The organism is Halomonas urumqiensis, assembly GCF_003028575.1.
Taxonomy (GTDB): Bacteria; Pseudomonadota; Gammaproteobacteria; order Pseudomonadales; family Halomonadaceae; genus Halomonas; species Halomonas urumqiensis.
Map to the genome: position 1 here is coordinate 1,404,437 of NZ_PYUD01000001.1, position 24,505 is coordinate 1,428,941.

A 24,505-nucleotide genomic window follows, 5' to 3' on the forward strand; every position below is an offset into this window, starting at 1 on the left:
AAGTGCGACGTCTACTCGTCGCGATCCTTCCAGCCGTCATCTTTCAGTCGACGTTGCCTTCGGGCCCTTTCCATGGCGTCGTCGACGTCTCTGGTGGGGGGTTCCAGGTCGCCATGGGCACGGAACACCACCTTGCCGTGCGGTGTGGCGGATGTGTCGACGCGCTTGCTGAGTGAGCCGATGTCCTCGGTACTGACCAGGCGTGGCAGGGCACCCAGGGTGTTGGGCTGTGTGGTCAGGCGGCCCGTCCAGGTCCAGCAACGTTGGGGCACCTTGGAGACTTCCCATTGCGCGCCTTGCCATTGGGCACGGTAGTCGTCACCCAGGTTCAACTCCTCCAGCGGAATCAACGTGGCGAACAGGTTGCTGTTGAGCACGATGCCGGTGTTGCCCATGCGCACACCGCCTTGATAGTGACCGGTACGCATGTCTTGCAGTGCCTGACGATGCTTTTGGCGGGTGTCCAGGGTACCTTTTTCGCACAGGTGCAACAGGCCGTCATCGACCTGCTTGATCACCCAGCACTGTATGGGCTTCTTGCCGAATAATGCACCTAACATTGCCATGCTGTTGGCGCCAAGGCATTGATGGATGCGGCATCTTGCCCTTCCATTGACGTCTTCCTTGAGTGAAATTCATTCTTATTCACAATAGCATATGTGCTGAATGAATTGAATTGACTTAGGTGGTCGGTGGCAGGCCTGATGCGTCCAGATAGCATGGCGACGAAGCCGGCTCGCTATCACTGGCATCCTCTTCGTTGAGTGCCTGCAATACGGCGTCGCGCAGCAGCGGCAGGTGCGATGCCGTTAGATCTCGGCTGGCCGAGAGCAGGGTAAGCCTGCCTTTACGGGCATGACGCATCAGCGGTATCAGGGCTTGTGGGGCATCACGTAGCTCCCCCCGGTAACGCGCCGCGAATACCGTCTGGTTGATGTCGCCCTGGTGGTACTGTCGTCTCACGGCGGGGGTGGGCGAGGCATCGCGATACCATTCGGTAAGCGCCAGGCTTTCGCGACGTTTGCCACGCGGCCATAGCCTGTCGACCAGCACCCTTGCGCCATCGTCGGGTTCGGCGGGCTGGTAGACTCGCTTGAGCTGGATGTCGTAGGCCATGGGTCCGTTTCCTTGATGACAAGACTGTGCCAGTTTGCCATGCAGGATGTCGCTGGCAAGTCCATTGCTGGCGCTTGGGCAGGCGCTTCGCTGGTGAGGCGGCGCAGGTGGCAGATAGTAATTTTCTCGCATTGGACCGAAGAGGGAGTGACAAATGGCGGTGGAACCGGAAGTACGCAAGCCCGAAGAACATAAGCCCGAAGAGGAAAAATCCGTTCAGGGCCGGCGCGAACGTGCCTTCGAGCACTTCCTGTGGAACTCGCGATTCCTGGTGATGCTGGCGGTGTTGCCGACCCTGTTGGGTGCCTTGGTGCTGTTTATCATCGGCACCCTGGATATTCTCAAGGTGCTTGTCGATACGCTGACCTACTACCTGGTGGACAGCAGCCAGGACATTCATGACACCGTGGTGCCGAGCATCATCCTGGCGGTGGACATCTACCTGGTGGCCATCGTGCTGTTGATTTTCGGGCTGGGCGTGTATCGGCTGTTCGTGTCGCCGATCGAGCAGGCCGAGGACCACGCGCCGAAGCACCCCTTCAATGTCGAATCCTTCGACCAGCTCAAGGACAAGATCGCTCGGGTGGTGATCCTCGCGGTGATCATCGAGTTCTTTCGCGCGGTGGTGGATATTCGCTTCCAGAGCCCGCTGGATGCCATCTACCTGGCACTTTCGGTGCTGGCGCTTGCCGCCGCGCTCTATCTGATGAGCCTGGCGCAGCGGCATGATTGAGCGCGCTGGGCCGGTGCGTGGCATCATCTGCCATGACCGGTATCGGCGCGAGGGGCGCCGATAACTTTTAGGAAAGGCCACGAGGGAAGGAATATGCTCAAGGAATTCAAGGAATTCGCGGTACGTGGCAACGTGGTGGACATGGCGGTGGGGATCATCATCGGTGGTGCGTTCGGCACCATCGTCTCGAGCCTGGTCAAGGATATCCTGATGCCGCCCATCGGCCTGTTGCTGGGTGGCGTGGATTTCACCGATATCTTCGTGGTGCTCAAGGGTGACGGCCCCTACGCAAGCCTTGTCGAGGCCACCGAAGCGGGGGCGGTGACCCTCAATATCGGGCTGTTCGTGAACCACGTGATCAGCTTTCTGATCGTGGCCTTCGCGGTGTTCCTGTTGGTGAAGGTGATCAACCGGCTGCGCCGTCAGCAGGCCGAGGCACCGACCCCACCCAGTGCCCCGCCCGAGGACATCCTGCTGCTGCGGGAGATCCGCGATAGCCTGGTGAATACCCCCAGGGAGTGATTGGCGTTCAGCGAGTGATGAACGTTCAGGGAGTGATTGGCGTTCAAGGAGAGACATCATGGACGATATGAAGGCGTGGCCAAGGATCGTGCATCATGGCGGCGGCAGTGGCGTGACAGGCAGCTGCCACCGTCTGCAACTGACCGAGGACAGGGCGCTGTTGGTGGATTGCGGGCTGTTCCAGGGGCAGGATGCCGAACTGCGGGGCGAGAAACAGGGCGACGACGAGCTGGCGCGCCATCGGGTCACCTTTCCCGTCGAGGATGTGGTGGCGCTGGTGGTGACCCATGTGCACATCGACCATATCGGCAGGCTGCCTTACCTGCTGGCGGCGGGCTACCAGGGGCCGATCCTCTGTTCGGTGCCTTCTCGCAGGCTGTTGCCGCTGGTGATCGAGGACGCCTTGAAGATCGGTTTCACCCGCGACAGGCAACTGATTGAGCGCTTTCTCGAGGAGGTAGACCGGCGCTTGCTGGCGCTGGACTACCGCCAGTGGCAGACCCTGGTGGACGATGAGGGTTTGCTGCTCAGGGTAAAGCTGCAACGCGCCGGGCATATTCTCGGTTCGGCCTATGTCGAGGTGGAAAGCCAGGTACGCGGGCCAGGGTGGCAGGCGAAGCCGGTACGCACGGTGTTCTCCGGTGACCTGGGGGCGCCCCATGCGCCGTTGTTGCCTGCGCCGCGCTCGCCATGGCGCTGCGACCAGCTGGTGCTGGAGAGCACGTATGGCGATCGCCGTCATGAAGACCGTCGGCATCGTCGCCAAAGGCTCAAGGCGGCGATCGACAGGGCGCTTGCGAATGGCGGCACGGTCGTCATACCCGCCTTCAGCATTGGGCGCACCCAGGAATTGCTCTACGAGATGGAGACGCTGATTCATGGCGCACGCGATGTGCGCTGGCAAGAGCTCGAGATAATTGTCGACTCGCCTCTAGCGGCGCGTTTCACCACCATCTACCGTGAACTCAAGCCTTGGTGGGACGCCGAGGCCCATCAACGCTTGCGCAGTGGCCGGCATCCACTGAGCTTCGATAACCTCTATACCGTGGATGAGCACGCCACCCATGAACGAACCGTGGACTACCTGACCACCAGTGGCCGGCCAGCGGTGGTCATCGCCGCCAGCGGCATGGTCAGTGGCGGGCGTGTGGTCAATTACCTGAAGCGTATGCTGGGCGATGCACGTCATGCCGTTGTGTTCATCGGCTACCAGGGGGCGGGCACGCCGGGCCGCGACATTCAGCGCTACGGCCCGCGCGGCGGCTGGGTGGTGCTGGATGGGCAGCGCATCGATATTCGCGCCCGTGTGGAGACCGTGTCGGGTTATTCCGCCCATGCCGACCAGCACGATCTGCTCAACTTCGTGCGCCGCATGCGCCACCCGCCACGGCATATCCGGCTGGTACATGGCGAGGCCGATGCCCAGCAGGGGCTGAAAACCTGCCTGGAAGCTTGGGCGACCGAAAAGGGGCATAGGCTTGAGGTGACGTTGGGGGCGCAGTTCAGCGATGACCCCGGCAAGCAACACACGACATGATGCGGGTCTGCGGGTTTGTCTTTTCATTACATGTCTCGGACATCCGCATGCGGTAGCCTTGTGTTATCGAATGCTCGGCAACATGATGCCGGCGGAATTTCAGCAGGGAAGGTAAACGATGAGAGTGACCGTTTTCGGTACGGGATACGTGGGGCTGGTGCAGGGTGCGGTACTCGCCGAAGTGGGCCACGACGTGATGTGCGTTGACGTGGATGCCGGCAAGGTCGAGCGCCTGAAACAGGGCATCATCCCGATCTACGAACCTGGCCTGGTGCCACTGGTGCGTGACAATCACGATGCCGGGCGGCTGAATTTCACCACCAGTGCGGAGCAAGGCGTGAGTCATGGCGAGATGCAGTTCATCGCCGTAGGCACGCCACCGGACGAGGATGGCAGCGCCGATCTGCAACATGTGCTGGCGGTGGCCGAGACGATTGGCCGTTACATGGAGCGACATTGCATCGTCATCGACAAGTCGACCGTACCGGTGGGCACCGCCGACAAGGTGCGTGAGCGTATCACCAGCACCCTTGCCGAGCGTGGGCGAGGCGAGTTGACCTTCGAGGTAGTCTCTAACCCTGAGTTTCTAAAGGAAGGCAGTGCCGTCGGCGATTGCATGAAACCCGACCGCATCATCATCGGCAGTGAGAGCGACGATGCCATCGAGGCGATTCGAGAGCTCTATGCCCCCTTCAACCGCAACCATGAAAAAATCATCGTCATGGATGTGCGTAGCGCCGAGCTGACCAAGTACGCGGCGAACTGCATGCTGGCCACCAAGATCAGCTTCATGAACGAAATGGCCAACCTGGCCGAGCGGCTGGGAGCCGATATCGAAATGGTGCGTCAGGGGATCGGCAGCGACCCGCGAATCGGCTACCACTTCATCTATGCCGGTGTTGGCTATGGTGGCTCCTGCTTCCCCAAGGACGTGCAGGCGCTGATCCATACCGCAGAGGGCATCGGCTTCGATCCCAAGGTGCTGAAGGCCGTCGAGGCGCGCAACCTCGAACAGAAGACCACGCTGTTCGACAAGATCCACCACCATTATCAAGGTGCGCTTGCCGGCAAGGTTATTGCCCTGTGGGGCCTTTCGTTCAAACCCAACACCGATGACATGCGAGACGCACCCAGCCGCGTGCTGATGGAAGCGCTGTGGCAAGCAGGTGCCAACGTGCAGGCCTACGACCCCGAAGCGATGGAAGAAGCCCAGCGCTTGTACGGGCACATTGACGAGCTGACACTCTGCGGCACCAAGGAAGCCGCCCTGAAAGGCGCCGACGCCCTGGTTATCGTGACCGACTGGCAAGCCTTCAAGGCACCGGATTTCGACCTGATACATGAAAAGCTCAGCGAACCCGTGATCTTCGATGGCCGCAACCTATTCGACCCCAAGCGCATCAGGCGCAAGGGCTTTGTCTATCATGGTATAGGGAGAGCCTGAGTTGCCGCGCCCTGTCTTGCTCAGTGGTTTGGCCGGCGTGCGCAGTAGCGGGGTTCAGGCAGGAGGTGTGATGAGTATCATCCCCTCTGTCCGATGGTGTACGTATTGATATTCAAGTAAAATTAGCAATTTGCACAGAGACAACGTGTTCTGGCTAGCCAGAACGCAGAGATGGCCACGAGCAACGTACCATGGCAGGGAAATTGTCAGGTGTGGCAGGGCATGGGAATCCGCCCGGAACAATCCCTGGGCGGTAGCGTGCCTGATTATTCTAGTTGAACGGAACGAATGGAATCATGACAAACTCGACCCCACCGATCACCCAGAACGAACGCCGCGACCATGTCGACGATGAGATATCACTGGTCGACCTGGCTATGATCCTGGCCAGGCGCTGGAAGGCGCTGCTGATCATCTTTGTCGTCATCGTTGCCGTCTCTCTCGCCTATGCTCTGTTGATGCCGCGCAATTACCAGTATGTGTCGGTATACAATGTTGCTGAACAAAATCCGACCCAAGCGCTGGAGTCGCCCTCGTCGCTGGTTGCCAAAGCGCACAACATCTATCTGGGACCGCAGACGCGTCAGCTGCTAGAACAGCAGAACTTGGCACATTTGCCGTTCGAGGTGCAGGGCAGCAACCCCTCCGATACACTGCTCGTCACATTGACAAGTGATGCCAATCCGGAGCACGCGGGGCTAGTGGAAGAGCTGCATATGCAGGTCGTCGAAAGCTTGCAGCAAGCACAGCAAGATCTTGTGGAGCGTCGGCGGGAGACTCTGGAGCGTCAACTGGAAAGTAACCGGCAGGCGCTTGAGGCCGTACGCGACTCCGATAGCGTTAGTGCTGGAGAATTGATCGCGACCTATACGTCCCGAGTCGCCGAACTGGAGACTGATCTGTCGGACCTGAGGAACGGTAAGGTTGGCCAGATAGCAGTTAAGAGTCTAGAGCCCGTTGGTACCAGTCCCAAATTGATACTGGCGTTGGGCATCGTACTCGGTGGCATGCTGGCCGTGATAGGGGTGTTTATCCTAGAATTCGCCAGCTTGGTCTATGCGAATTTGAGAAGGGAAAGAGCGAACAGGTCCTCTTGGTAGTCATTATGATGCCAATTTATGGCTATATATGAGGGGTGATGTAGAACCTTTATGCACAGCTCTACATGGGTTGATCAGTTTGCCACCAAACGGGATGCGTTTGATTTTTTGTAGTCTTTACAGTATGACCAAACCTTCATTGCCCCAAAATTATTGTATTCGTATCAGTGCCACGATTCATACAAATAATCACCAGCAAAGCGATTGTTTTTTTTCTTATTTTGAGAATAAAGGATGAGGAAGCTAGTAGCTTTTTTTTTCAGAGTTAGTGCAATTGGTGTTAAGTTTTTATTTATACTATTCCTTGGGTTTTATTACTCTTTAGAAGATGTGGGCCTGTATGGATTGGTCGCTGCGTTGGCAGGGTATTCTGTCTACTTACTCGGATTTGAGATACATTCATCGGTTAATAGGCAAGGGATAAAAAAACCAGAAGAATGGGTCGGGCTTATCAAAAAACAACATGGTGTATTTTTAGTAAGCTCGATTGTCTTTGCCATCCTGGTTTTATCCTATGCTGTGATTTTCCCAGCAAACCAAACAGTAATACTGTGTTTGCTCGCTTTATGTTTAGTCGAGTATTCTGGACAAGAAATATATAGAAGATATATAGCGCTGAGGAGGCCCTTTGAAGCGTCAATATTTCTTTTTTCTAAAAATGCGATATGGCCGATGTTGTTTGTCTCCAGCTATTTCTTTCAGGATGTTAAGCCTGATATTGAAGTTGTTTTCTATTTTTGGATCGTTTTTGGAGGAGTTTCAAATCTATTTGCTGGATTAAATCTCAGGAAAACATACTTTAAAGATGTCCTGTGGCCTGTGATTGATCTAACCTGGTTCTATGATAGCTTAAGAACAAGTTTAGTCTTTTTATGCAGTATTCTGGTCATGCGCAGCGTTAATGTGGTGGACAGGGTATTGGTTGGAATAAGTGACACGCCAGATACGCTGGGAGTTTATGTTTTTTATACAAGTGTGGCTGCAGCGGTTGGAGCCGTGCTGAACTTCATGGGTGCCGCACAGAGTTACCCAGCATTGATAAGGTCTATATCTGAGAAAGATGAAAACAGATACTTAAAAGTTCGCAGGTCAATGCTATTGAGCACGATGAGTATGGCAGTTATCGGCGTCCTGTTAGTGCCTGCCTTTTTCATGGTGTTGCGGACCTATGTTGAAAACTCCTTGTTGAATTTTGAATCTGAATTGCAACTCTTCACACTTGTCATGATTGGGGTGGTGATGAATGCATTGAATATATTTTTTCACTACATCCTATATTGCCACGGAAAAGATAGGGAGATATTAATATCGAATTTATTGTCATTGCTGGTAACTATGGTGTTTTTAGGGTTGATATGGAGTTTTTTTGTAGTGGATGTTATTTATGTAGCAGTATCGGTTTTGATATTTTACACTAGTGGTGTTGTAATAAAGTACTACTATGGATATCGCCTGAGGAGTGCTGCAGAATGATCTATAGAGTCCTTGGGCCGTTCGACAGATATAATTACGGTGACTTGTTATTCCCTTTGATTTTAAAATACAAAATTGAATCTCTAGGTTATCAGGTGGAATTTTATGGATTGGTAGAGAGTGACTTTACAAATTATGGCGCGGTGAAAACTCTTTCTATTTCAAATTTCTATAGCGACCTTTCCAAGGGCGACAAGGTGATAATTGCTGGTGGCGAGTCGTTATGCACCTCTTGGGCTGATCTCTATTCCTATCTCAATAAATTATTTGATTACATTTACGGTAATCGTATAGCAAAAGGGATAGATAGACGTATAAATATTTTTTCATGGCTTGCTCGCTCGATATGCTCAGGCCAAAGTAGGTATCCTTTTGCATTTTCTCCGAGAGAACTTAAATTAGATGTCAGTATCAGTTTTAATGCAGTTGGAGGTGCGGCACTAAATACTTGGCCATACAAAAAACTGCATCGCTTTGTAGAAAATATTAATGATTCAAAGTTGATTGGTGTCAGAGACAATTTAACCTATTCAGCTTTAAAAAAAATTAGATCAGAAATGGCTGTAGAGCTGGTACCTGATTCAGCAATTCTCATGCAGCGTTTTTATTCAAAAGAATTAGATGAACTTAAGATACGAAAAAAGTATAAATTGCCAGAAAAATATATCTATTTTCAGGTTGGCAATGAAAAATATTCTGATTTGAATGTCATCTACAATGAATTGAAGAGCCTTGCCAACGAGACGGGTTATGCAGTGGTATTGTGTGCAATCGGCCATGCTTTGGGGCACGAAGACTTGAAGCCACTGCAGTCATTACACAGAATGTCCCAAGCTGACGGACAAAATAATTTCATAATAATATCCGACATGCTTAATGTGTTTGATCTAATGTGCTTGATCAAGGAATCTTCTCTGTATATTGGTACTAGTCTACATGGTGTAATAACTTCGTTAAGTTTTGGAGTCCCTTATGTTCCGTTGAATAAGGAAATCAAGAAGGTGGGGGAATATCTCAAAGAGTGGGGTGTAAGGAGTCTCTCTCAACAGTGTGATGAGGATCAAATTGTAGAACTGGGAATTAATGCACTGAAAGTCAATAGCTCAGATATAATGCGAGATGTTGAGCGCCAAAAAAATATCGCCAGTGAATTCTTGGATAGGTTGATCGAATGACTTATCTGGTCTTTGAGATTGCTATTTTTTTGTCTCTTTTCTCAGTAGCACTTCTTTTAACTCTTGGGCGACGCGCTAAGACATTTCTTGCCTGCTTTATAGTGGGTTGGATTTTTTTATACGATTATATTAATTACCATCTAAATCTTAAAATGGGATTTGAGGTAATTTCGACAAAGCTGTTTCTTGAAATTTTAATAATTGTGGCATCTTTACTGGTGGTATGTAGGGGTAGGCTGAGAGTATCTGATATTAATAGTATTTGCTTGTCTCTCTTTGTCGTTACCTTTGTCTTCATGGTGGGCATTTCGAATGAATATTCATTGAGGATGATTTATGTCGATTTCCGGTCAATTTTACTTCCGGTTCTGGCATGTGTGATTTTGTCGACAGCAAGATTCTTCGAAAGAATTAATGTACGAGTGGTCATTGGCTTTAGCCTTTTTGTCTTGATGGCTAATGGGGGGCTCTCAGTATGGGATTATATGAATTTTGATGGGGAATATAAGGCTTACTGGCGCTATCAATCATTGCTTGCTTCAAAATCAGAGCTATATAAAGATTATAATGAATCACAACTTGTATACCAAATGGTTCGTGATGAAAATCTGAGATCATCCGGTTTTATTGTTTCGGCACTAACAGCTTCATATCTATATGCCTTTGCTGCAGTTTCTTTATTGTGGCTTCTGCTAACCTTTAAGAAGGTAAGTTTTATGGGCAGCCTGTTTGCTTTTCTTATTCTGCTTGCATTTATATATGTCACGCAAGTGAGGTCTGGATTCGTGATGGTGTTTTTCGGATTTCTTATGATCTTGCTTTATAAGGTCGTAGTAAGTGATTTAATAAAAAAACTTTACCTGTTCATTGTTCCTGGAATCGCCTTTCTAGTGATGCTGGTTTATCTGCTACATGGAAGTGGTGCAGGCATTGATTCGTCATCATTAGGCCGGCTTGATCAGTATCAAATATTTATAACCGAATTTGTTCTGCTCGGACAAGGTCTTGGTTCGTTCCCTGGTATGTTTGACTCACTACTGGTATATGTATTTCTCGAAGCCGGTGTTGTTGCATTTTTAATATTTTATATTATCTTCAAACACTTGAATCATGGAGAAGGCAGGAGGCCGTCAAAGTATTCAGATTTAATTTATCTGCAGATTTCGGTATTTTTATTTTTAGCGACCTTCCAGCATGTGGCTGGTTCTGCCTATTATTTCCTCTTTATTTTTTTCTTGACCCTTATAGGGAGGTCTACAGCTTTTGTTGTGTCTGGGGGACGCCAATATGGGGCTAATGCGTGATGGACTAGTTACTAGTTACTAGTTACTAGTTACTAGTTACTAGTTACTAGTTACTAGATGCTATATGCAAAATTTGACTGAATACACAGGGTTTTGGAAGAATTGAGATATATGGAAAAAATTATATTTGTAGTAGTTCTTTATAAAACTCATCCTCAACACAGCGCCACATTGGTTTCTTTGTCACAGCATAATTATTCTGAGTTTTATATAGATCCAATATTTGTTGTTTGGGATAATTCGAGCCACGGGTTCGGAGAGTCTTCATTAGACTTTATGCCTGGAAGAGTTAAATATTACCACTCGGGATTAAATGAAAAGCTTTCAAGTGCATACAATAAAGTCGTATTGGATTCTAGTGACATCGGCTGGTATGTTTTTCTTGATGATGACTCGTGTGTTGATGAAAATTATCTTATCTCTTTGAAGAGTTTTTTTGCCAGTGGTGTACCGGTTGCTGTGCCAAAGATTTTGCATAATGGTGTTATCATTTCCCCAGGGGCTGTGAGAGGTATTAAGGGTAAACTGCTGCCTGAAGTTTCCCTTTACACAGGTGTGCGAAGCTCTAAGCAATTTGTTGCTATGATGAGCGGCACAGTAGTAAGTTCAAGTGTATTTGGTTCCGGTGTTTACTTTGATGAACGCCTTCAACTCTACGGTGTTGATACTAGATTCTTTATTGATTACTCAAGTTTCTACTCAAAAATATATGTACTAGATGTTGTAATGACGCATCATTCGGCTCTTCGTGATGTGAGTATGCCTGTTGAAGAACAGATTGTTCGGCATAGAAGGCTGGCAGCGGCATGGCCAATTATATTTGATGGTGTCAGGTTTTATCGACTGAAGCTATTTTTTTATATTCTCTATTACTCGTTGAAACTGTCTTTGGTGAGGAGGAATCCCAGGTTTCTCCTTGTTGCACTTTCAGTCTCTTCGTTGTTCAAGAGGTGAAAGGGAATTGCTTGGTTTCAAGCCGTGATGGGAGGTCTTCGGGTATGGGGTATGCTTCTAGAATATTGTGTATTCATCAAGGGGTAGAGCTATATGGATCAGATCGTAGCTTTCTTTCTTCGGTAAATGCTTTAAATGAGACGGATGCAGATCTTACTGTAATTTTGCCGGGAGATGGCGAGCTTGCATGTGAGTTGAGGAAGTTTGATGATATCAATCTGGTTTTTTATTCAAAGGGCATATTGAGAAAGCGTGAGTTGCATAATCCACTGTCATTCTTATGGAACCTGCTAGCTGGATTTGTTTTCTACTTGCGGTTATTTAAAAAATACCCAGTTATTTATATTAATACTGTCGTGATGTTTTCAGCTTTGGTTGCTGCTGTTTTCTACAGGTTTTCATCTAAACGTTTTGTTTGTCATGTTCGTGAAATACCTACCGGATGGCAGTTAAAGTGTTTCCGGGTCCTGTTGAGAGCTTCAGGCGCTCAGTTGATTTTTAATTCAGAGGCAACGAAAGCGGCCTTCGATCTCGCTGGAAATGTCATTTACAATGGGGTTGGTGAGGTGTCTCAGTGCCAAGATGTTGTTAAAGAGTCTTGGGAAAGAGAAAATGATACCATCAACATTTTGCTGATAGGTCGAATTAATGAGTGGAAGGGGCAGCTTTTCCTTGTTCAGGCCTTGGCTATGTTAACTCCTGATATTCTTAAACGCGTGAGTGTGCGCATAGTTGGGAGTCCGTTTGAGGGATATGAGTATCTTCTTGATGATCTCAAGAGGAAAATCAATCAAGCAGGTTTGTCCGATATTGTTTCTATGAGTTCATTTTGTGCTGATCCATCATCACACTATAGATGGGCAGACTATGTTGTAGTGCCTTCGACTCAGCCAGAACCTTTTGGGCGTGTAGCAATCGAGGCATTTTCTTATGGAAAACCAGTTGTGGCAGCCGGCCATGGCGGACTGGTAGAGATTGTCGAGGACGGCGTGAGTGGCTTTCTTTTCGAGCCAGGCGAAGTGGCTGCATTGGCTTCTCGCATCAGTGAGTTATTGAAATTATCCAATGATCGTTATTCAAAATTGAGTCATTTTGCTTATCAGCGTTTCAGAGAGGATTTTTCCATTCATAGTTATCAGTCAAGCCTGCGGTCTGTGTTTAAATTATGAACATCACTACTTAATATTTATCGGGCTTATATTAAATGAAATTATTGCATATCCTGGGAACACGTGGCGTACCAGCAAAGCATGGGGGGTTCGAGACTTTCGCTGAAAAGCTTTCACTCTTTCTAGTGTTGCGAGGGTGGGAGGTGGTAGTTTACTGCCAAGAAGACCTTGAGAATGAATCATGCGAAAGCACGTGGTCAGGTATACGCCGGATCCATATTCCTGTTGCCCAGCAAGGTGCGGCAGGAACAATTGCCTTTGATTGGAAAGTGGCACGTCATGCACTAAATCGGGAGGGGCTGTTCCTTACACTTGGCTATAATACAATTATTTTTAATCTGCTTCAGCGCGTCAAGGGACAGGTTAATATAGTAAATATGGACGGTATCGAGTGGAGGCGAGACAAGTGGGGGGCTATTGCTAAAACTTGGCTATGGATGAATGAACGAGTGGGCTGCTGGATTGGTAATCATTTGGTTGCAGACCACCCCAAGATAAAGGATCACTTGGCAACGCGAGTCAGGCACGAAAAGATTACCATGATTCCTTATGGTGCTGATGAGATAACGTCTGCTGACCCAATTAAGCTAAAGCCTTACGGTATTAACCCGGATGAGTTTTCTGTAATTATTGCCCGGCCTGAGCCAGAAAACTCGTTTTTGGAAATGATACGTGCCTTTAGTAGCAAGCAGCGTCAGCATAGATTGGTTGTTCTTGGGAGTTTCACACCGGAAAGCAATGCCTTTCATAAAGCAGTGATGGCTGCTGCCAGTGACGAGGTAATATTTCCAGGGGCCATTTATGAGCCAAAGGTTGTGCAAGCTTTACGTTTCCACAGCCGCTTCTACTTACATGGCCATCGCGTTGGCGGTACTAATCCCTCCCTGGTTGAGGCATTGGGTGCAGGTTGTGCAGTGATCGCCCATGATAATCATTTCAATCGATGGGTTGCGGGTGATGGTGCTGCGTACTTTAAAGATGAAAGCTCCTGTGCAGAGGTGTTAGATCGATTGTTGTCAGATGATGCATCCGTCAAGGAAATGAAAGAGTCCAGCAAGCAGCGCTTTCATGAGTGTTTTACTTGGGAGAAAGTATTGCATGAGTATGAACAGTTATTGCTGAAATGGTATCCAAAGGGTAGTGATTCATGAGTGCAAGATTTGTCTATTGTCAGTCGTGGTCTCGCGTGTCATGTAGTACTCGTCGACTGGAAGGTTTTGGAGATAATACATGAAAGGTATCATTCTCGCTGGAGGTTCCGGTACGCGGCTTCACCCAATTACACGAGGTGTATCCAAGCAGTTGCTTCCCATATACGACAAGCCGATGGTCTACTATCCACTTTCTGTTCTTATGCTGGCAGGTGTCCGTGAAATCCTGGTCATTTCAACACCTGAGGATCTTCCGAATTTCGAAAAGCTGCTGGGTGATGGAAGCGACTTTGGTGTTGAGCTGAGCTACGCAGAACAGTCTTCTCCTGATGGTCTCGCTCAGGCATTCATTATCGGTGAGGAGTTCATTGGCGATGATTCCGTCTGCCTGGTACTAGGGGATAATATTTTTCACGGCCAACATTTCTCCGACCAGCTCAAGCGAGCCGTGGCTATGGATAGCGGAGCTACAGTCTTTGGTTACTGGGTGACGGATCCTGAGCGATTCGGCGTGGTGGAATTCGATGCCAACGGAACTGCAATTTCCATTGAGGAGAAGCCACTGAAAGCAAAATCATCCTATGCTGTCACAGGATTGTATTTCTATGACAATGACGTTGTAGAGATCGCCAAGCAGGTGAAGCCTTCGGAGCGAGGCGAGCTGGAAATTACAAGTGTGAACAATGCGTACCTCGAGCGCGGCGACCTACGAGTCGAACGCTTGGGCCGTGGCTTTGCTTGGCTGGATACCGGTACACACGATAGCCTCCTTGAAGCATCACAGTACGTGCAGACGATCGAGCACCGTCAAGGTTTGAAGGTAGCTTGCCTTGAAGAAATTGCATATAACCAAGGTTGGCTGTCGAGTGAGCAGCTCGCCAGACAAGCCAAGGCGTTGAGCAAGACGGGGTATGGACAGTATCTCTCTAGGCTTCTGGCCACGGAGGTGACACCGTGAAGGTCATTCAAACTACGTTGCCTGGTGTACTGATCATCGAGCCGAAAGTATTTGGTGACCAGCGTGGCTTCTTCCTGGAAACCTTCCAGGTGGAGCGTTACCGCGAGGTAGGAATTGATCTGCCTTTCGTACAGGATAACCATTCCCGCTCCCCGCGCGGCGTGTTGCGTGGCCTGCATCTGCAAAGTACGCGGCCCCAGGGTAAGCTGGTCAGCGTTAGCCGTGGTGCGGTGTATGACGTAGCCGTGGATATCGATCCAGCCTCCACGACATGCGGCCAGTATGTGGGGGTGGAGATCAACGACGACAATCACCGGCAACTCTGGATCCCACCTGGCTATGCGCATGGGTTTTGTGTGTTGAGTAGTGAAGCAGATTTTCAGTACAAGTGCACGGATTTCTACTTTCCCAATGATGAAAGTGGACTGTTGTGGAATGACCCAGATGTGTCGATTCCATGGCCTATCGAGTCGCCAACGATCTCTGAAAAAGATCAGCAACTGCCAACATTGCGTGATCTGCTGGCTTGAAACGCTATTTGGCGTTTAGGAAAATGGTTGGCCTAATAATCTTTATGGAATGCTGCCGTAGTTCGCGGTGCGGGATATTGGACGTCTTATGTCACGAAAAACTCAGGGATTGACGGAACGTTATCCTGCGCAACTTATAGTACCCTTGGTTGATATACTTGCTATCGTCTTGGGTGGCTTCTTGGCATATTGGTGGCGTTTCGGGGATACTCAGTTACCGGAACGCGTTGTGTTGGCTATAGCCATCATGGCGTTATTTGTCGTTATGTTAAATATTGTTCTTGCTGGCTATACCCGTTGGCGGGTCACTAGTTTATGGACGCTGCTTGGGCGATTATTGTTGGTCTGGTTGGTGGTGGCACTGCTTGCTACGTCAATTATCTACTTTGCTCAGGCGTCGGAACGCTACTCACGTTTGTGGGTAGGTGTGACATTGCTGCTATCCTTTGCTATGGCTGGCGGTGCACGTGTGGCGGTGCAACTTGTATTACGAGGAGTTCGCTTAAGGGGGAGGGCGCGCCGCTCGGTATTCCTCGTGGGTCCGGGGTATAACTTGGTAAATGTGGCTAAAGGCATGAGGGCTTCTCCTGGTGAAGGCTACTCCATTGCCGGCATCGAGCGCATCAACGGGAGTGTTGGTGACGCTTGGCTCGAGCGTCTGGCCAGACGGGTTACCGAATGCGCTGCTCGAGAGGTGTGGATATGTGTTCCCCTGGAGATGGGGAGCACCGTTCGTTCGATTTTTTATTCTCTTCGTAACCATACGGCAGAAGTTCGTTTCATTCCCGATTTTCGAGACATGCACCTTTTGAACCATCGCGTGAGCGAAGTGGCCGGGCACTATGCCATCGACTTGAGCGTGACGCCCATGAATGGCATGGCCAGGGTGGTCAAGCGGCTCGAAGACATCGTAGTCGGTGGGCTGATTAGTGTATTTATACTGCCAGTGTGTATCGGTATCGCCATTGCGATCAAGTCCACCTCACCTGGCCCGGTGCTGTTCAAACAGTATCGCACGGGAGCCAATGGCAAGCAGTTCAAGGTCTATAAGTTTCGCTCGATGAAAATTCATCAGGAACAAGAAGGTCAAGTGACTCAAGCCACCAAGGATGACCCTCGCCTCACCTCCATAGGTGCCTTTCTTCGTCGCACCTCCCTCGACGAATTGCCCCAGTTTTACAATGTGTTGCAGGGCAGAATGTCGATCGTTGGCCCACGGCCACACGCCCTGGCGCATAACGAGCACTACAAGGAGTTTGTGGAGTCGTATATGCGAAGGCATAAAGTCAAGCCGGGTATTACCGGCTGGGCCCAAGTCAATGGCCTGCGTGGGGAAACAGATACCCTCGAGAAAATGGAGCGACGGGTCGAGTATGACCTTTGGTATATCGATAACTGGTCAGTGTGGCTGGATCTGCGGATCATCCTGTTGACCATCTTCAAGGGATTCATCAACCCCAATGCCTATTGACCCGTGAACGGCATGCACCTTGGTCAAAGCTGACCATATCGATGCTAGAATAGTCGCCTTTCGAGCCGGCCATTCAGTTCCTGGAGCCCCTGTTACGATGTCGCCCTTGCTACTTCCTGTTTCCGGTTCAGCCTACCTGACACGTTACACAAGCTTTGCCGCTTTTCTGCTGGGTGCCCTCGCCTTGGTGGTGCCCAGCGGCTACTCGCTTGGGGCTGTGTTGCTATTACTTGGCAGTTTTTGGCTGCTCATCCAACGTCCTGCTCTCAGTTTGGAAAAACCGGATTGGTGCATTATAGGTGCCTTGGTGGGCTTTGCTGCCATCGGGATGCTTGAGGCTTGGTGGGATGGACAGGGGACATCCGGCTTGGACAAGCCTAGCCGCTTTATCTTGGCGGTACCTGCGATGCTAATGGTGATGGTATATCCGCCTCGGTTGGCCTGGGTGTGGTGCGGCTTAGCCATTGGTGCCATTGGCGCCGGTGGGTGGGCGGGCTGGCAAAAGCTCATCGAGGGTGTTTGGCGTGCACAAGGTCACACCTATGTGATCCAGTTCGGCAACCTGAGTATGCTGCTTGGAGTGCTGTGCTTAGCTGGATTGGGTTGGGCCGTGGCTCAAAACCGCCATCGTTTAGCCTGGTTGGTTCTCCTGGGGCTTGGTGCGTTCTTTGGCATCCTTGGGTCGCTCTTTTCCGGTAGCCGGGGTGGATGGGTAGGCATCCCATTCATTCTACTGGTGCTCTATCGGGGTTATGGCCGGCACCTGCCGGTTCTGGCTAAGGGGCTTATCGCAGCCACTATTGTGGTTGGAGCAAGCCTGGTGTATGTGGTTCCGCAGGCTGGTGTACAGCCGCGCCTGCATGAGGCCTTCGATGACATATCGCGCTACGTCTCAGGTGAGAGCCGGAACAGCTCGGTAGGGGCTCGCTTTGAGATGTGGAAGGGTGCGACGCAGCTCATTGTCGAGAAGCCGCTGACGGGCTGGGGAGACAACGGTTACCAGCAGGGCATGAGGGCACTGGCCGAAGAGGGCGTGATCGATGAAGTTGTGCTCCAGTTTGGCCATGCCCACAACGAGTTTATCGATGCCTTTGCGAAACGTGGCATCGTCGGCCTGGTAGCGCTTCTGGCCCTCTACCTGATACCAATGAAGTTGTTCGCTCGGGATATTCATGCGCGAAATCTCGAGTTTCGATCATTGGCCATTGCGGGTGTTCTGTTGCCAGTGGCGTATATCGACTTCGGTCTTTCGCAGGTGTTTCTGGCCCATAACAGCGGTGTGATGATGTACGCCTTCTGGCTCGCTGTCTTGTGGGGTACTTATAGCGTGATGAGGCGGGAAAACACTCTATCTGGCGAGATGCGGCAGGAAGGACATCCCATAAATTCCTGACGCTGCCGTGTTGAGCGCGGCAGCGTCGAGGTATGGGGTGTCTGTCGCTGGCTAGTCATTTCCTGCCGTATCGCCCGCTTGTGGCTCCGCCGTGGCTGGCCGAACCACATCCACCTTGGTCTGTTCCCGCGTCCACTTGCCAGCGGCCTTGTCGATGTACTGGAAGTGTTCATTGGTGAAGCTGCCCTGGTTGCACGCATGGCGATACGAAACGGTGGGCACCTTGTCCTTGTCGAGTAGGGCAATGAAGACACCGGGCCCGGTGATATCGAATACGTTGTTCAGCGTGTTCTCTTCGATGTTCTGGCGAACCCGTGCCACCAATCGCTCGAGATTGGGGTTGCCGGGTTTGCTGGCGATGAAGTAGTTGCTGATCTCGCCTCGGCGGGTGGTGATGTAGAGCTCGTCACGTTCGGTGCCGAGGGTGTCGGCGAGCGGCCAGATGGCGTGGGCATCGATATCCAGATAGACGCCGCCGTGCTTGACCAGTACCAGCAGTCGCCAGTAGTCGGCTTGGGCGGCGCCGATCTGTAGCCGCTGGTAGTGGGGCAGGTGCTCCGGGAAGTGCTCGGCGATGAATGCCTCGCGGGCTTCGGTAATCATGAAACGATAGTCGAAGCGTGGCGCCATCAGGCGGTTGAACAGGTAGTTGAGGTAGACCGGCAGCGTCACACGGTTGGTGAAGTTGGTCTGCCAGATGATGCGTGGGATACGCGCTGGGGTGCCGCCGCCCAGCAGCGGGGCGGCGTGCTCCGGCAGCGTGAAGCGCTTGTTCGGCAGTAGTGCGTGGAACACATAGCTGAACAGCTTGCTGAGGTTGGCCACCAGTTTGATGATGCGGCTGGTAGCGACAATCACCATGGGCTTCATCGGGTGTCCTGTTGGATTCGCCCGGCCTTGTTGCGAACCGGGTTGGCGTATTGGGCCAGCCACCAGTCGCGAAGTTCAGCGGGCACTTGCTGGTAGCGGGCCCGAAAACGCGCGCGGTCGGCGTCGCTGACCTCGGAGAGGTCGAGCAGGTCAAGATCCTCGCCGGTGGTTTCCAGTGCCAGGTAGTGGCTGGGGAACAGGTGGTAGCCGGCCAGTACCTGGCGGTCGATTTCGTTGGCCACCTCGTCGGGGCTGTCGAATTCGTCGCCAAGCGGGGTGCCGAATGTCAGGCGCACGCGTCCCTTGTGGCCGGTGATGCCGGCAACGATCGACTGGATATCCTCGAATTGCCCCTTATCGTAGCGTCCGGCGGTATGCAGGGCATGCAGCTCGCGTGCCTTCTGTTCGTCGCAGGGGTCGTATTCGTAGCTGATCGACACCGGTACCAGGCGCAGTTGCTTGACGGCATCGCCGAGCCGGGCGTCGCGGTTGTCGTTGCGGCTGGCCATGGTCAACATCTTGATGATGGCGGGGTCGGCACGGTCGATACCGTCCTTGGCGCGGCCTTCGCGTTGGGCCATCCAGATCGAATGATTGTCTTCGGTGATCGAGTGGCGTATGTAGCTCGAGAGGTTCTGGTAGGCCGTCAGCATGGCGCGCTTGCCGCGCGCGCTGCGGGGGACGATGAAGCTCTTGTTGAGCCGCATCAGGTCGGTGACATAGGGCTTCTTGAGCAGGTTGTCGCCGATGGCGATGCGCACCGTATCGCGACCGGCGAGGTACAGCGCGTAGTTGACGAAGGCCGGGTCCAGCGATATATCGCGGTGGTTGCCGATGAACAAGTAGGCGGTGTCGTCGTCGAGCTTGTCGAGGCCGTCGACCACGAATTCATCGGTGGAGGTGCGCAGCATGCGCTGCATGTAGCTGGCAATACGCATCTGGAAGTCGTAAACGCTTGCCACATCACGGACTTCCCGGCGAATGGCGAGGCTTGCCATTGTCTGCGAGAGCCGTGGCATGAACCGCGATAGGCGCGGCAACCGATAACGCGTCAGGGCGTCCAGCAATTCGGGGTCATGGGCCAGGCGAGACAGTACCTCGGCCACTTCGTGATCCTGATAGGGGCGAATGTCCGCCCAGGGGTCCGTCTGTGAGGCGTCGTTGTTGGTCACGGTCATGTCATCCGCGGTTCGCTTGAGGTGCCGGCTTCTCCGCCGAGCCAGGCGATCAATCGTTCGATGTTTTCACCCAGCGCCTGGGCCATCAATAGAAAGTCGGTCTCCAGGCGGATCAACGCGTCGTCGCCATCATCCGAGGCGTTGGCTTCGTCGATCAGGGCATCGCCAAAGCGCAGTGACTTGATCGCCAGGTCATCATGCAACACGAAGCTCAAGCGGCCTTCAATCTCAAGCGCCAACTTACTGGCTTGGCGACCGCTTTCCAGCAGTTGCTGGATCTCGTCGCTGTCGAGGTCCACTTGCCGGGCGCGCAATACGCCATCGTCGCCCTTGGCCTTGAGCTCGACCTGGTCACCCAGTACCAGGTCGGCGGGGCGTGAACCGGGATCGTTCAGCCATTCGGTCATGGCGCGCATCGGCAAGGCTTGCGTGGCCAGCGGCGTGACCTTCAGGCTGCCCAGGGTCTCGCGCAGCAGGTCGAGCACTTCTTCGGCGCGGGTGCGTGAGCTTGCGTTGACGGCAATCAGATGGCGGCGGGTGTCCCACCACAGGTCGATCTTCTGGCAGCGCACGAAGGCGCGGGGCAGCAGTTCTTCGGTGACCTGTTCCTTTAGCGTGATCTTCTCTTTGCGAGGCAGCTTGCGGCCTTCGCGTGCCTCGATTTCCGCCGCGCGCTCGTCGACTTCCTCGCGCACCACAGCGGCGGGCAATAGCCTTTCCTGGCGCAGCGCACTCATCAGCCGTTGCCCTTGCAGGTCATGCAGCCGAGCGTTGCCGGCCCGCCCAGCGGGGGCGCACCAGCCCATGCGGCGAGGGTCGTTGCCGCCCAGTGGACGCGCGGCCTGTTCCGCCAGGGCGTCTTCCAGGGCGCTGGCATCGAGCCCAGGGGCGTCGTGCAGGCGGTAGAGATGCAAGTGCTTGAACCACATGAAGCATTTTCCCAGGTCAAAAGGGCGCCCATTATCGCCAAAGCAACGCTCGGGTGCCAGCGATGGAATTGAAACGGGCGTTTGATATTGAGTGTCTGACGTGGCTAGAATCGGGAGTCATTTCACTCAACCGTCAAGAGGTTTTGCCGATGGATTCCCGCATCACCCATACCACGCTGCGTGTGCGTGGCTTTCACCTCGATGGCTATGGCCACGTCAACAACGCGCGCTATCTGGAATTCATGGAAGAGGGCCGTTGGGCGTATTTCGATGAACGACCGGAACTGACTCGTCGCCTGGGGACTGGCGAGGTGGCATTCGTCGCGGTGAATTTGAACATCGATTACCGAGCGGCGGCGGTGGCCGGGGATGATCTGGAGGTGACGACTCGGCTTTCGGCCATCGGCGGGCGCAGTGCCAGGATGACTCAGGAGATTTTCCGCGTCGCGGATGGGGCGCTGGTCACCACGGCGACCTTGACGTTCGTGATGCTCGATGTGAAGTCCAACCAGGCGGTGCCCATCGATGACGCCATGCGCGAGCTGATGATGCCGCTGGTGGTGGAGGCGTAAGGGCGTCTGGTGACAAGCACATCAATCAGCCCGCTGCCCATGGTTCCCCCGGAGTGGTATGATGTTGCGCTGTTATGGCGCGACCCGCCTTTCCGGGGTGGTGCGCCAACCTGTTGCAGCGCAAAGGATTCGACGACCCATGGGTGACATCGCCAGAGAGATTCTGCCAGTCAACATCGAGGACGAACTGAAGCAGTCGTACCTCGATTACGCGATGAGCGTGATCATTGGCCGTGCGCTGCCGGACGTGCGTGATGGCCTGAAGCCGGTACACCGGCGTGTATTGTTTGCCATGCACGAGCTCGGCAACGACTGGAACAAGCCTTACAAGAAGTCTGCCCGTGTGGTGGGTGATGTCATCGGTAAGTATCACCCGCATGGTGACAGTGCCGTCTACGACACCATCGTGCGTATGGCGCAGCATTTCTCGATGCGCCACGTGCTCGTCGACGGTCAGGGCAATTTCGGTTCCATCGACGGCGACAATGCCGCCGCGATGCGTTACACCGAGGTGCGCATGGCGCGGCTGGCCCATGAGCTGCTGGCCGACCTCGAGAAGGATACCGTCGATTGGGTCGACAACTACGACGGCACCGAACGTATTCCGGATGTGCTGCCCACCAAGGTGCCGAACCTGCTGATCAACGGCTCCTCGGGCATTGCCGTGGGCATGGCCACCAACATCCCGCCCCACAATATGTTCGAAATCATCAACGGCTGCCTGGCGCTGATCGATGATTACACGCTGACCGTCGATGATCTTATGGAGCACATTCCAGGGCCGGATTTCCCCACCGGGGCGATCATCAATGGCCGTGCCGGTATTCTCCAGGCCTATCGCACCGGGCGTGGCCGTATCTATGTTCGTGCCTGTCACACCATCGAGCACGATGACAAGTCGGGTCGCGACCATATCATCGTCAGCGAGCTTCCCTACCAGGTGAACAAGGCGCGCTTGATCGAGAAGATCGCCGAGCTGGTCAAGGAGAAGAAGATCGAGGGCATCGCCGAGCTGCGCGATGAGTCCGACAAGGACGGCCTGCGCGTGGTGATCGAGGTCAAGCGCGGCGAAAGCGGCGACGTGGTGGTCAACAACCTGTTTGCCCAGACCCAGTTGCAGACGGTATTCGGCATCAACATGGTGGCCATCGAGGATGGCCAGCCGCGCACCTTGAATCTCAAGGAAGTGCTCGAGGCGTTCATTCGCCATCGCCGTGAAGTGGTGACCCGACGGACCCTGTTCGAACTCAAGAAGGCCCGCGAGCGCGGCCACATTCTCGAGGGTCTGGCGGTCGCTATTTCCAACATCGACGAGGTGATCGAGCTGATCAAGGCCTCGCCGAATGCGGCCGAAGCCAAGCAACGACTGCTCGACAGGACCTGGCAGCCGGGGCAGGTCACGAACATGCTGGAGCGTGCCGGTGCCACCTCGTGCAAGCCAGAGGATCTCGAAGAGGGATTCGGGCTCGACCCGGTCGGTGGCGAATACCGCCTGTCACCGGCCCAGGCCCAGGCGATTCTCGAGCTTCGCTTGCACCGTCTTACCGGGCTCGAGACCGAGAAGTTGCTCGATGAGTACCTCTCGATTCTCGAGCGCATCGCCGAGTTGATGGAGATCCTCGCCTCTAGCGACCGGCTGCTCGAGGTGATCCGCGAGGAGCTGATCGCCGTGCGTGACCAGTTCGGCGACAAGCGTCGCACCGAGATTCAGGCCAGCCACCTCGACCTCTCCATGGAGGATCTGATCGCCGAGGAGGACATGGTGGTCACGGTGTCCCGTTCCGGCTACGCCAAGACCCAGCCGCTTTCCGATTATCAGGCCCAGCGCCGTGGTGGTCGCGGCAAGTCGGCGACGTCGATGAAGGATGAGGATGTCATCGAGCATCTGCTCGTGGCCTCGACCCACGACACCGTGCTGCTGTTCTCCAACCGCGGCAAGGTGTACTGGCTCAAGGTCTACGAGATGCCCAATGCCAGCCGTGGTTCCCGGGGCAAGCCGCTGGTCAATATGCTGCCGCTGGAAGAGGGCGAGGCGATCAATGCCATCCTGCCGGTGCGCGAGTATGACCCGGAAAGCTACATCTTCTTCGCCACCGCCAAGGGCACCGTCAAGCGCACCAGCCTTGAACAGTTCTCGCGGCCAAGAAGCGTTGGCCTGATTGCCATCGATCTTGAGGAGGGAGACCGCCTGGTGGGTGCTGCCATCACCTCCGGTTCCGACCACGCCATGCTGCTGTCTTCCAACGGCAAGGCGATCCGTTTCGAAGAGGGCAATGTGCGCGCCATGGGCCGTACCGCACGTGGCGTGCGTGGCATGCGCCTGCAGGGCGGCGCCGAAGTGATCAGCCTGATCATTCCGCAGAGCCAGTTGATCGATGCCAACGCGGATGTCGAAGCCGAGGTCGATGCGGGTGATGACTCAACGCCCGGTACCGAGAACGGCAACGGTGGGCAGATCTATATCCTCACCGCCAGCGAAAACGGTTATGGCAAGCGCTCGCGCCTCGAGGAGTTCCCGTTGCGTGGACGCGGTGGCCAGGGCGTGATCGCCATGCAGACCAGTGAGCGCAATGGGTCGCTGGTCGCCGCCATGCAGGTCTACACCACCGACGAGATGATGCTGATCACCGACCGCGGCACCCTGGTGCGCACGCGGGTCGAAGAGGTCTCGATTACGTCGCGAAATACCCAGGGCGTGATGCTGATCCGCCTGGGCAACGACGAGAAGCTGGTCAAGACCGTGCGCGTCGACGAGCCGGAGGAAACCGTTGAGGAAGTGGCGGCGACCGACGCCGAATCGGCAGAATCCGCAGAAACGGGGACAGACCCTCATATCGACACCGATTCGTCTGATGATAAGCCAGATGGAGGGGCGGATGAGTAAGAATGGAAATGGGGGTCTGTCCCCGATTCGCCAGAATGGAGG

The 24,505-nt window shown here is 53.3% G+C and carries 22 protein-coding genes; 17 read left to right on the forward strand and 5 right to left on the reverse strand.

What is annotated here, in order from left to right; all coding sequences use genetic code 11:
- Positions 1-11 precede the first annotated feature (11 nt).
- Complete coding sequence (locus C6V82_RS06075) at positions 12-566, reverse strand: hypothetical protein (protein ID WP_102586652.1); 555 nt, start codon at positions 564-566, stop codon at positions 12-14.
- A gap of 115 nt (positions 567-681) precedes the next feature.
- Positions 682-1,116: a DUF488 domain-containing protein gene (locus C6V82_RS06080; RefSeq protein ID WP_102586651.1), complete on the reverse strand. Its 435-nt coding sequence runs from the start codon at positions 1,114-1,116 to the stop codon at positions 682-684.
- Between the two features lie 154 nt (positions 1,117-1,270).
- Between C6V82_RS06080 and C6V82_RS06085 the strand changes: the two genes are divergently transcribed.
- The 15 genes from C6V82_RS06085 (at position 1,271) to C6V82_RS06155 (ending at position 18,030) form a co-directional block, all read left to right on the forward strand.
- Complete coding sequence (locus C6V82_RS06085; protein WP_102586650.1) at positions 1,271-1,849, forward strand: YqhA family protein; 579 nt, start codon at positions 1,271-1,273, stop codon at positions 1,847-1,849.
- A gap of 93 nt (positions 1,850-1,942) precedes the next feature.
- Complete coding sequence (mscL, locus tag C6V82_RS06090) at positions 1,943-2,371, forward strand: large conductance mechanosensitive channel protein MscL (RefSeq protein ID WP_102586649.1); 429 nt, start codon at positions 1,943-1,945, stop codon at positions 2,369-2,371.
- A gap of 58 nt (positions 2,372-2,429) precedes the next feature.
- On the forward strand, positions 2,430-3,908 hold the full coding sequence (locus C6V82_RS06095; protein WP_102586648.1) for an MBL fold metallo-hydrolase RNA specificity domain-containing protein: 1,479 nt from the start codon (positions 2,430-2,432) through the stop codon (positions 3,906-3,908).
- A gap of 118 nt (positions 3,909-4,026) precedes the next feature.
- Positions 4,027-5,352 (forward strand): UDP-glucose dehydrogenase family protein, encoded by a 1,326-nt coding sequence (locus C6V82_RS06100; RefSeq protein WP_102586647.1) that lies wholly within the window; start codon positions 4,027-4,029, stop codon positions 5,350-5,352.
- 296 nt (positions 5,353-5,648) lie between these two features.
- Positions 5,649-6,452: a Wzz/FepE/Etk N-terminal domain-containing protein gene (locus tag C6V82_RS06105; RefSeq protein WP_102586646.1), complete on the forward strand. Its 804-nt coding sequence runs from the start codon at positions 5,649-5,651 to the stop codon at positions 6,450-6,452.
- Between the two features lie 234 nt (positions 6,453-6,686).
- Entirely contained in the window at positions 6,687-7,925 is a 1,239-nt protein-coding gene (locus C6V82_RS17995; RefSeq protein ID WP_146009656.1) for an MATE family efflux transporter, read from the forward strand.
- Entirely contained in the window at positions 7,922-9,100 is a 1,179-nt protein-coding gene (locus tag C6V82_RS06115) for a polysaccharide pyruvyl transferase family protein (protein WP_102586644.1), read from the forward strand. The genes C6V82_RS17995 and C6V82_RS06115 overlap by 4 nt, the downstream gene beginning before the upstream one ends.
- A complete protein-coding gene (locus C6V82_RS18000; RefSeq protein ID WP_146009655.1) occupies positions 9,097-10,404 on the forward strand; it encodes a hypothetical protein in 1,308 nt (435 codons plus the stop codon). The genes C6V82_RS06115 and C6V82_RS18000 overlap by 4 nt, the downstream gene beginning before the upstream one ends.
- 111 nt (positions 10,405-10,515) lie before the next feature.
- Positions 10,516-11,358 carry a glycosyltransferase gene (locus C6V82_RS06125; RefSeq protein ID WP_102586642.1) on the forward strand — a complete coding sequence of 281 codons (843 nt, stop codon included), beginning with the start codon at positions 10,516-10,518 and terminating at the stop codon, positions 11,356-11,358.
- A 44-nt stretch (positions 11,359-11,402) separates the two neighbouring features.
- Positions 11,403-12,527 (forward strand): glycosyltransferase family 4 protein, encoded by a 1,125-nt coding sequence (locus C6V82_RS06130; protein ID WP_102586641.1) that lies wholly within the window; start codon positions 11,403-11,405, stop codon positions 12,525-12,527.
- A 35-nt stretch (positions 12,528-12,562) separates the two neighbouring features.
- Positions 12,563-13,678 carry a DUF1972 domain-containing protein gene (locus C6V82_RS06135; protein ID WP_102586640.1) on the forward strand — a complete coding sequence of 372 codons (1,116 nt, stop codon included), beginning with the start codon at positions 12,563-12,565 and terminating at the stop codon, positions 13,676-13,678.
- 79 nt (positions 13,679-13,757) lie between these two features.
- A complete protein-coding gene (rfbA, locus tag C6V82_RS06140; RefSeq protein WP_102586639.1) occupies positions 13,758-14,636 on the forward strand; it encodes a glucose-1-phosphate thymidylyltransferase RfbA in 879 nt (292 codons plus the stop codon).
- Positions 14,633-15,166 carry a dTDP-4-dehydrorhamnose 3,5-epimerase gene (gene rfbC, locus C6V82_RS06145; protein ID WP_102586638.1) on the forward strand — a complete coding sequence of 178 codons (534 nt, stop codon included), beginning with the start codon at positions 14,633-14,635 and terminating at the stop codon, positions 15,164-15,166. Before rfbA ends, rfbC begins: the two co-directional genes overlap by 4 nt.
- An 88-nt stretch (positions 15,167-15,254) precedes the next feature.
- Positions 15,255-16,637 carry an undecaprenyl-phosphate glucose phosphotransferase gene (locus C6V82_RS06150; RefSeq protein WP_102586637.1) on the forward strand — a complete coding sequence of 461 codons (1,383 nt, stop codon included), beginning with the start codon at positions 15,255-15,257 and terminating at the stop codon, positions 16,635-16,637.
- 97 nt (positions 16,638-16,734) lie between these two features.
- On the forward strand, positions 16,735-18,030 hold the full coding sequence (locus C6V82_RS06155; protein ID WP_102586636.1) for an O-antigen ligase family protein: 1,296 nt from the start codon (positions 16,735-16,737) through the stop codon (positions 18,028-18,030).
- A gap of 51 nt (positions 18,031-18,081) precedes the next feature.
- Here the strand turns inward: C6V82_RS06155 and C6V82_RS06160 are convergent, their stop codons facing one another.
- From C6V82_RS06160 to C6V82_RS06170, 3 genes are read right to left on the reverse strand one after another with little or no spacing between them, the layout of a single operon-like run.
- Complete coding sequence (locus tag C6V82_RS06160; RefSeq protein ID WP_102586635.1) at positions 18,082-18,900, reverse strand: glycosyltransferase family 32 protein; 819 nt, start codon at positions 18,898-18,900, stop codon at positions 18,082-18,084.
- Positions 18,897-20,078 carry a 1-acyl-sn-glycerol-3-phosphate acyltransferase gene (locus C6V82_RS06165; RefSeq protein ID WP_102586634.1) on the reverse strand — a complete coding sequence of 394 codons (1,182 nt, stop codon included), beginning with the start codon at positions 20,076-20,078 and terminating at the stop codon, positions 18,897-18,899. Before C6V82_RS06165 ends, C6V82_RS06160 begins: the two co-directional genes overlap by 4 nt.
- Complete coding sequence (locus tag C6V82_RS06170) at positions 20,075-21,007, reverse strand: recombination-associated protein RdgC (protein WP_102586633.1); 933 nt, start codon at positions 21,005-21,007, stop codon at positions 20,075-20,077. Before C6V82_RS06170 ends, C6V82_RS06165 begins: the two co-directional genes overlap by 4 nt.
- Before the next feature lie 149 nt (positions 21,008-21,156).
- On the opposite strand from C6V82_RS06170, the gene C6V82_RS06175 reads away from it, so the two are divergent.
- Both C6V82_RS06175 and gyrA read left to right on the forward strand, forming a co-directional pair.
- The gene (locus tag C6V82_RS06175; protein ID WP_102586632.1) at positions 21,157-21,579 is read left to right on the forward strand and encodes an acyl-CoA thioesterase; all 423 of its coding nucleotides are present in this window, start codon (positions 21,157-21,159) and stop codon (positions 21,577-21,579) included.
- A 139-nt stretch (positions 21,580-21,718) separates the two neighbouring features.
- Positions 21,719-24,463 (forward strand): DNA gyrase subunit A, encoded by a 2,745-nt coding sequence (gyrA, locus tag C6V82_RS06180; protein WP_102586631.1) that lies wholly within the window; start codon positions 21,719-21,721, stop codon positions 24,461-24,463.
- The last annotated feature ends 42 nt before the right edge of the window (positions 24,464-24,505 follow it).

Bases quoted from the DNA above. Each gene is read 5' to 3' on its own strand.
- C6V82_RS06105 (WP_102586646.1), top strand. From the start codon at position 5,649: ATGACAAACTCGACCCCACCGATCACCCAGAACGAACGCCGCGACCAT.
- C6V82_RS17995 (WP_146009656.1), top strand. From the start codon at position 6,687: ATGAGGAAGCTAGTAGCTTTTTTTTTCAGAGTTAGTGCAATTGGTGTT.
- rfbA (WP_102586639.1), top strand. From the start codon at position 13,758: ATGAAAGGTATCATTCTCGCTGGAGGTTCCGGTACGCGGCTTCACCCA.
- C6V82_RS06115 (WP_102586644.1), top strand. From the start codon at position 7,922: ATGATCTATAGAGTCCTTGGGCCGTTCGACAGATATAATTACGGTGAC.
- C6V82_RS06075 (WP_102586652.1), bottom strand. From the start codon at position 566: ATGGCAATGTTAGGTGCATTATTCGGCAAGAAGCCCATACAGTGCTGG.
- C6V82_RS06175 (WP_102586632.1), top strand. From the start codon at position 21,157: ATGGATTCCCGCATCACCCATACCACGCTGCGTGTGCGTGGCTTTCAC.
- C6V82_RS06085 (WP_102586650.1), top strand. From the start codon at position 1,271: ATGGCGGTGGAACCGGAAGTACGCAAGCCCGAAGAACATAAGCCCGAA.
- C6V82_RS06135 (WP_102586640.1), top strand. From the start codon at position 12,563: ATGAAATTATTGCATATCCTGGGAACACGTGGCGTACCAGCAAAGCAT.
- C6V82_RS06125 (WP_102586642.1), top strand. From the start codon at position 10,516: ATGGAAAAAATTATATTTGTAGTAGTTCTTTATAAAACTCATCCTCAA.
- C6V82_RS06170 (WP_102586633.1), bottom strand. From the start codon at position 21,007: ATGTGGTTCAAGCACTTGCATCTCTACCGCCTGCACGACGCCCCTGGG.
- C6V82_RS06095 (WP_102586648.1), top strand. From the start codon at position 2,430: ATGGACGATATGAAGGCGTGGCCAAGGATCGTGCATCATGGCGGCGGC.
- C6V82_RS06160 (WP_102586635.1), bottom strand. From the start codon at position 18,900: ATGAAGCCCATGGTGATTGTCGCTACCAGCCGCATCATCAAACTGGTG.
- C6V82_RS06080 (WP_102586651.1), bottom strand. From the start codon at position 1,116: ATGGCCTACGACATCCAGCTCAAGCGAGTCTACCAGCCCGCCGAACCC.
- C6V82_RS06155 (WP_102586636.1), top strand. From the start codon at position 16,735: ATGTCGCCCTTGCTACTTCCTGTTTCCGGTTCAGCCTACCTGACACGT.
- C6V82_RS06165 (WP_102586634.1), bottom strand. From the start codon at position 20,078: ATGACCGTGACCAACAACGACGCCTCACAGACGGACCCCTGGGCGGAC.
- mscL (WP_102586649.1), top strand. From the start codon at position 1,943: ATGCTCAAGGAATTCAAGGAATTCGCGGTACGTGGCAACGTGGTGGAC.
- gyrA (WP_102586631.1), top strand. From the start codon at position 21,719: ATGGGTGACATCGCCAGAGAGATTCTGCCAGTCAACATCGAGGACGAA.
- C6V82_RS06130 (WP_102586641.1), top strand. From the start codon at position 11,403: ATGGGGTATGCTTCTAGAATATTGTGTATTCATCAAGGGGTAGAGCTA.
- C6V82_RS06100 (WP_102586647.1), top strand. From the start codon at position 4,027: ATGAGAGTGACCGTTTTCGGTACGGGATACGTGGGGCTGGTGCAGGGT.
- C6V82_RS06150 (WP_102586637.1), top strand. From the start codon at position 15,255: ATGTCACGAAAAACTCAGGGATTGACGGAACGTTATCCTGCGCAACTT.
- C6V82_RS18000 (WP_146009655.1), top strand. From the start codon at position 9,097: ATGACTTATCTGGTCTTTGAGATTGCTATTTTTTTGTCTCTTTTCTCA.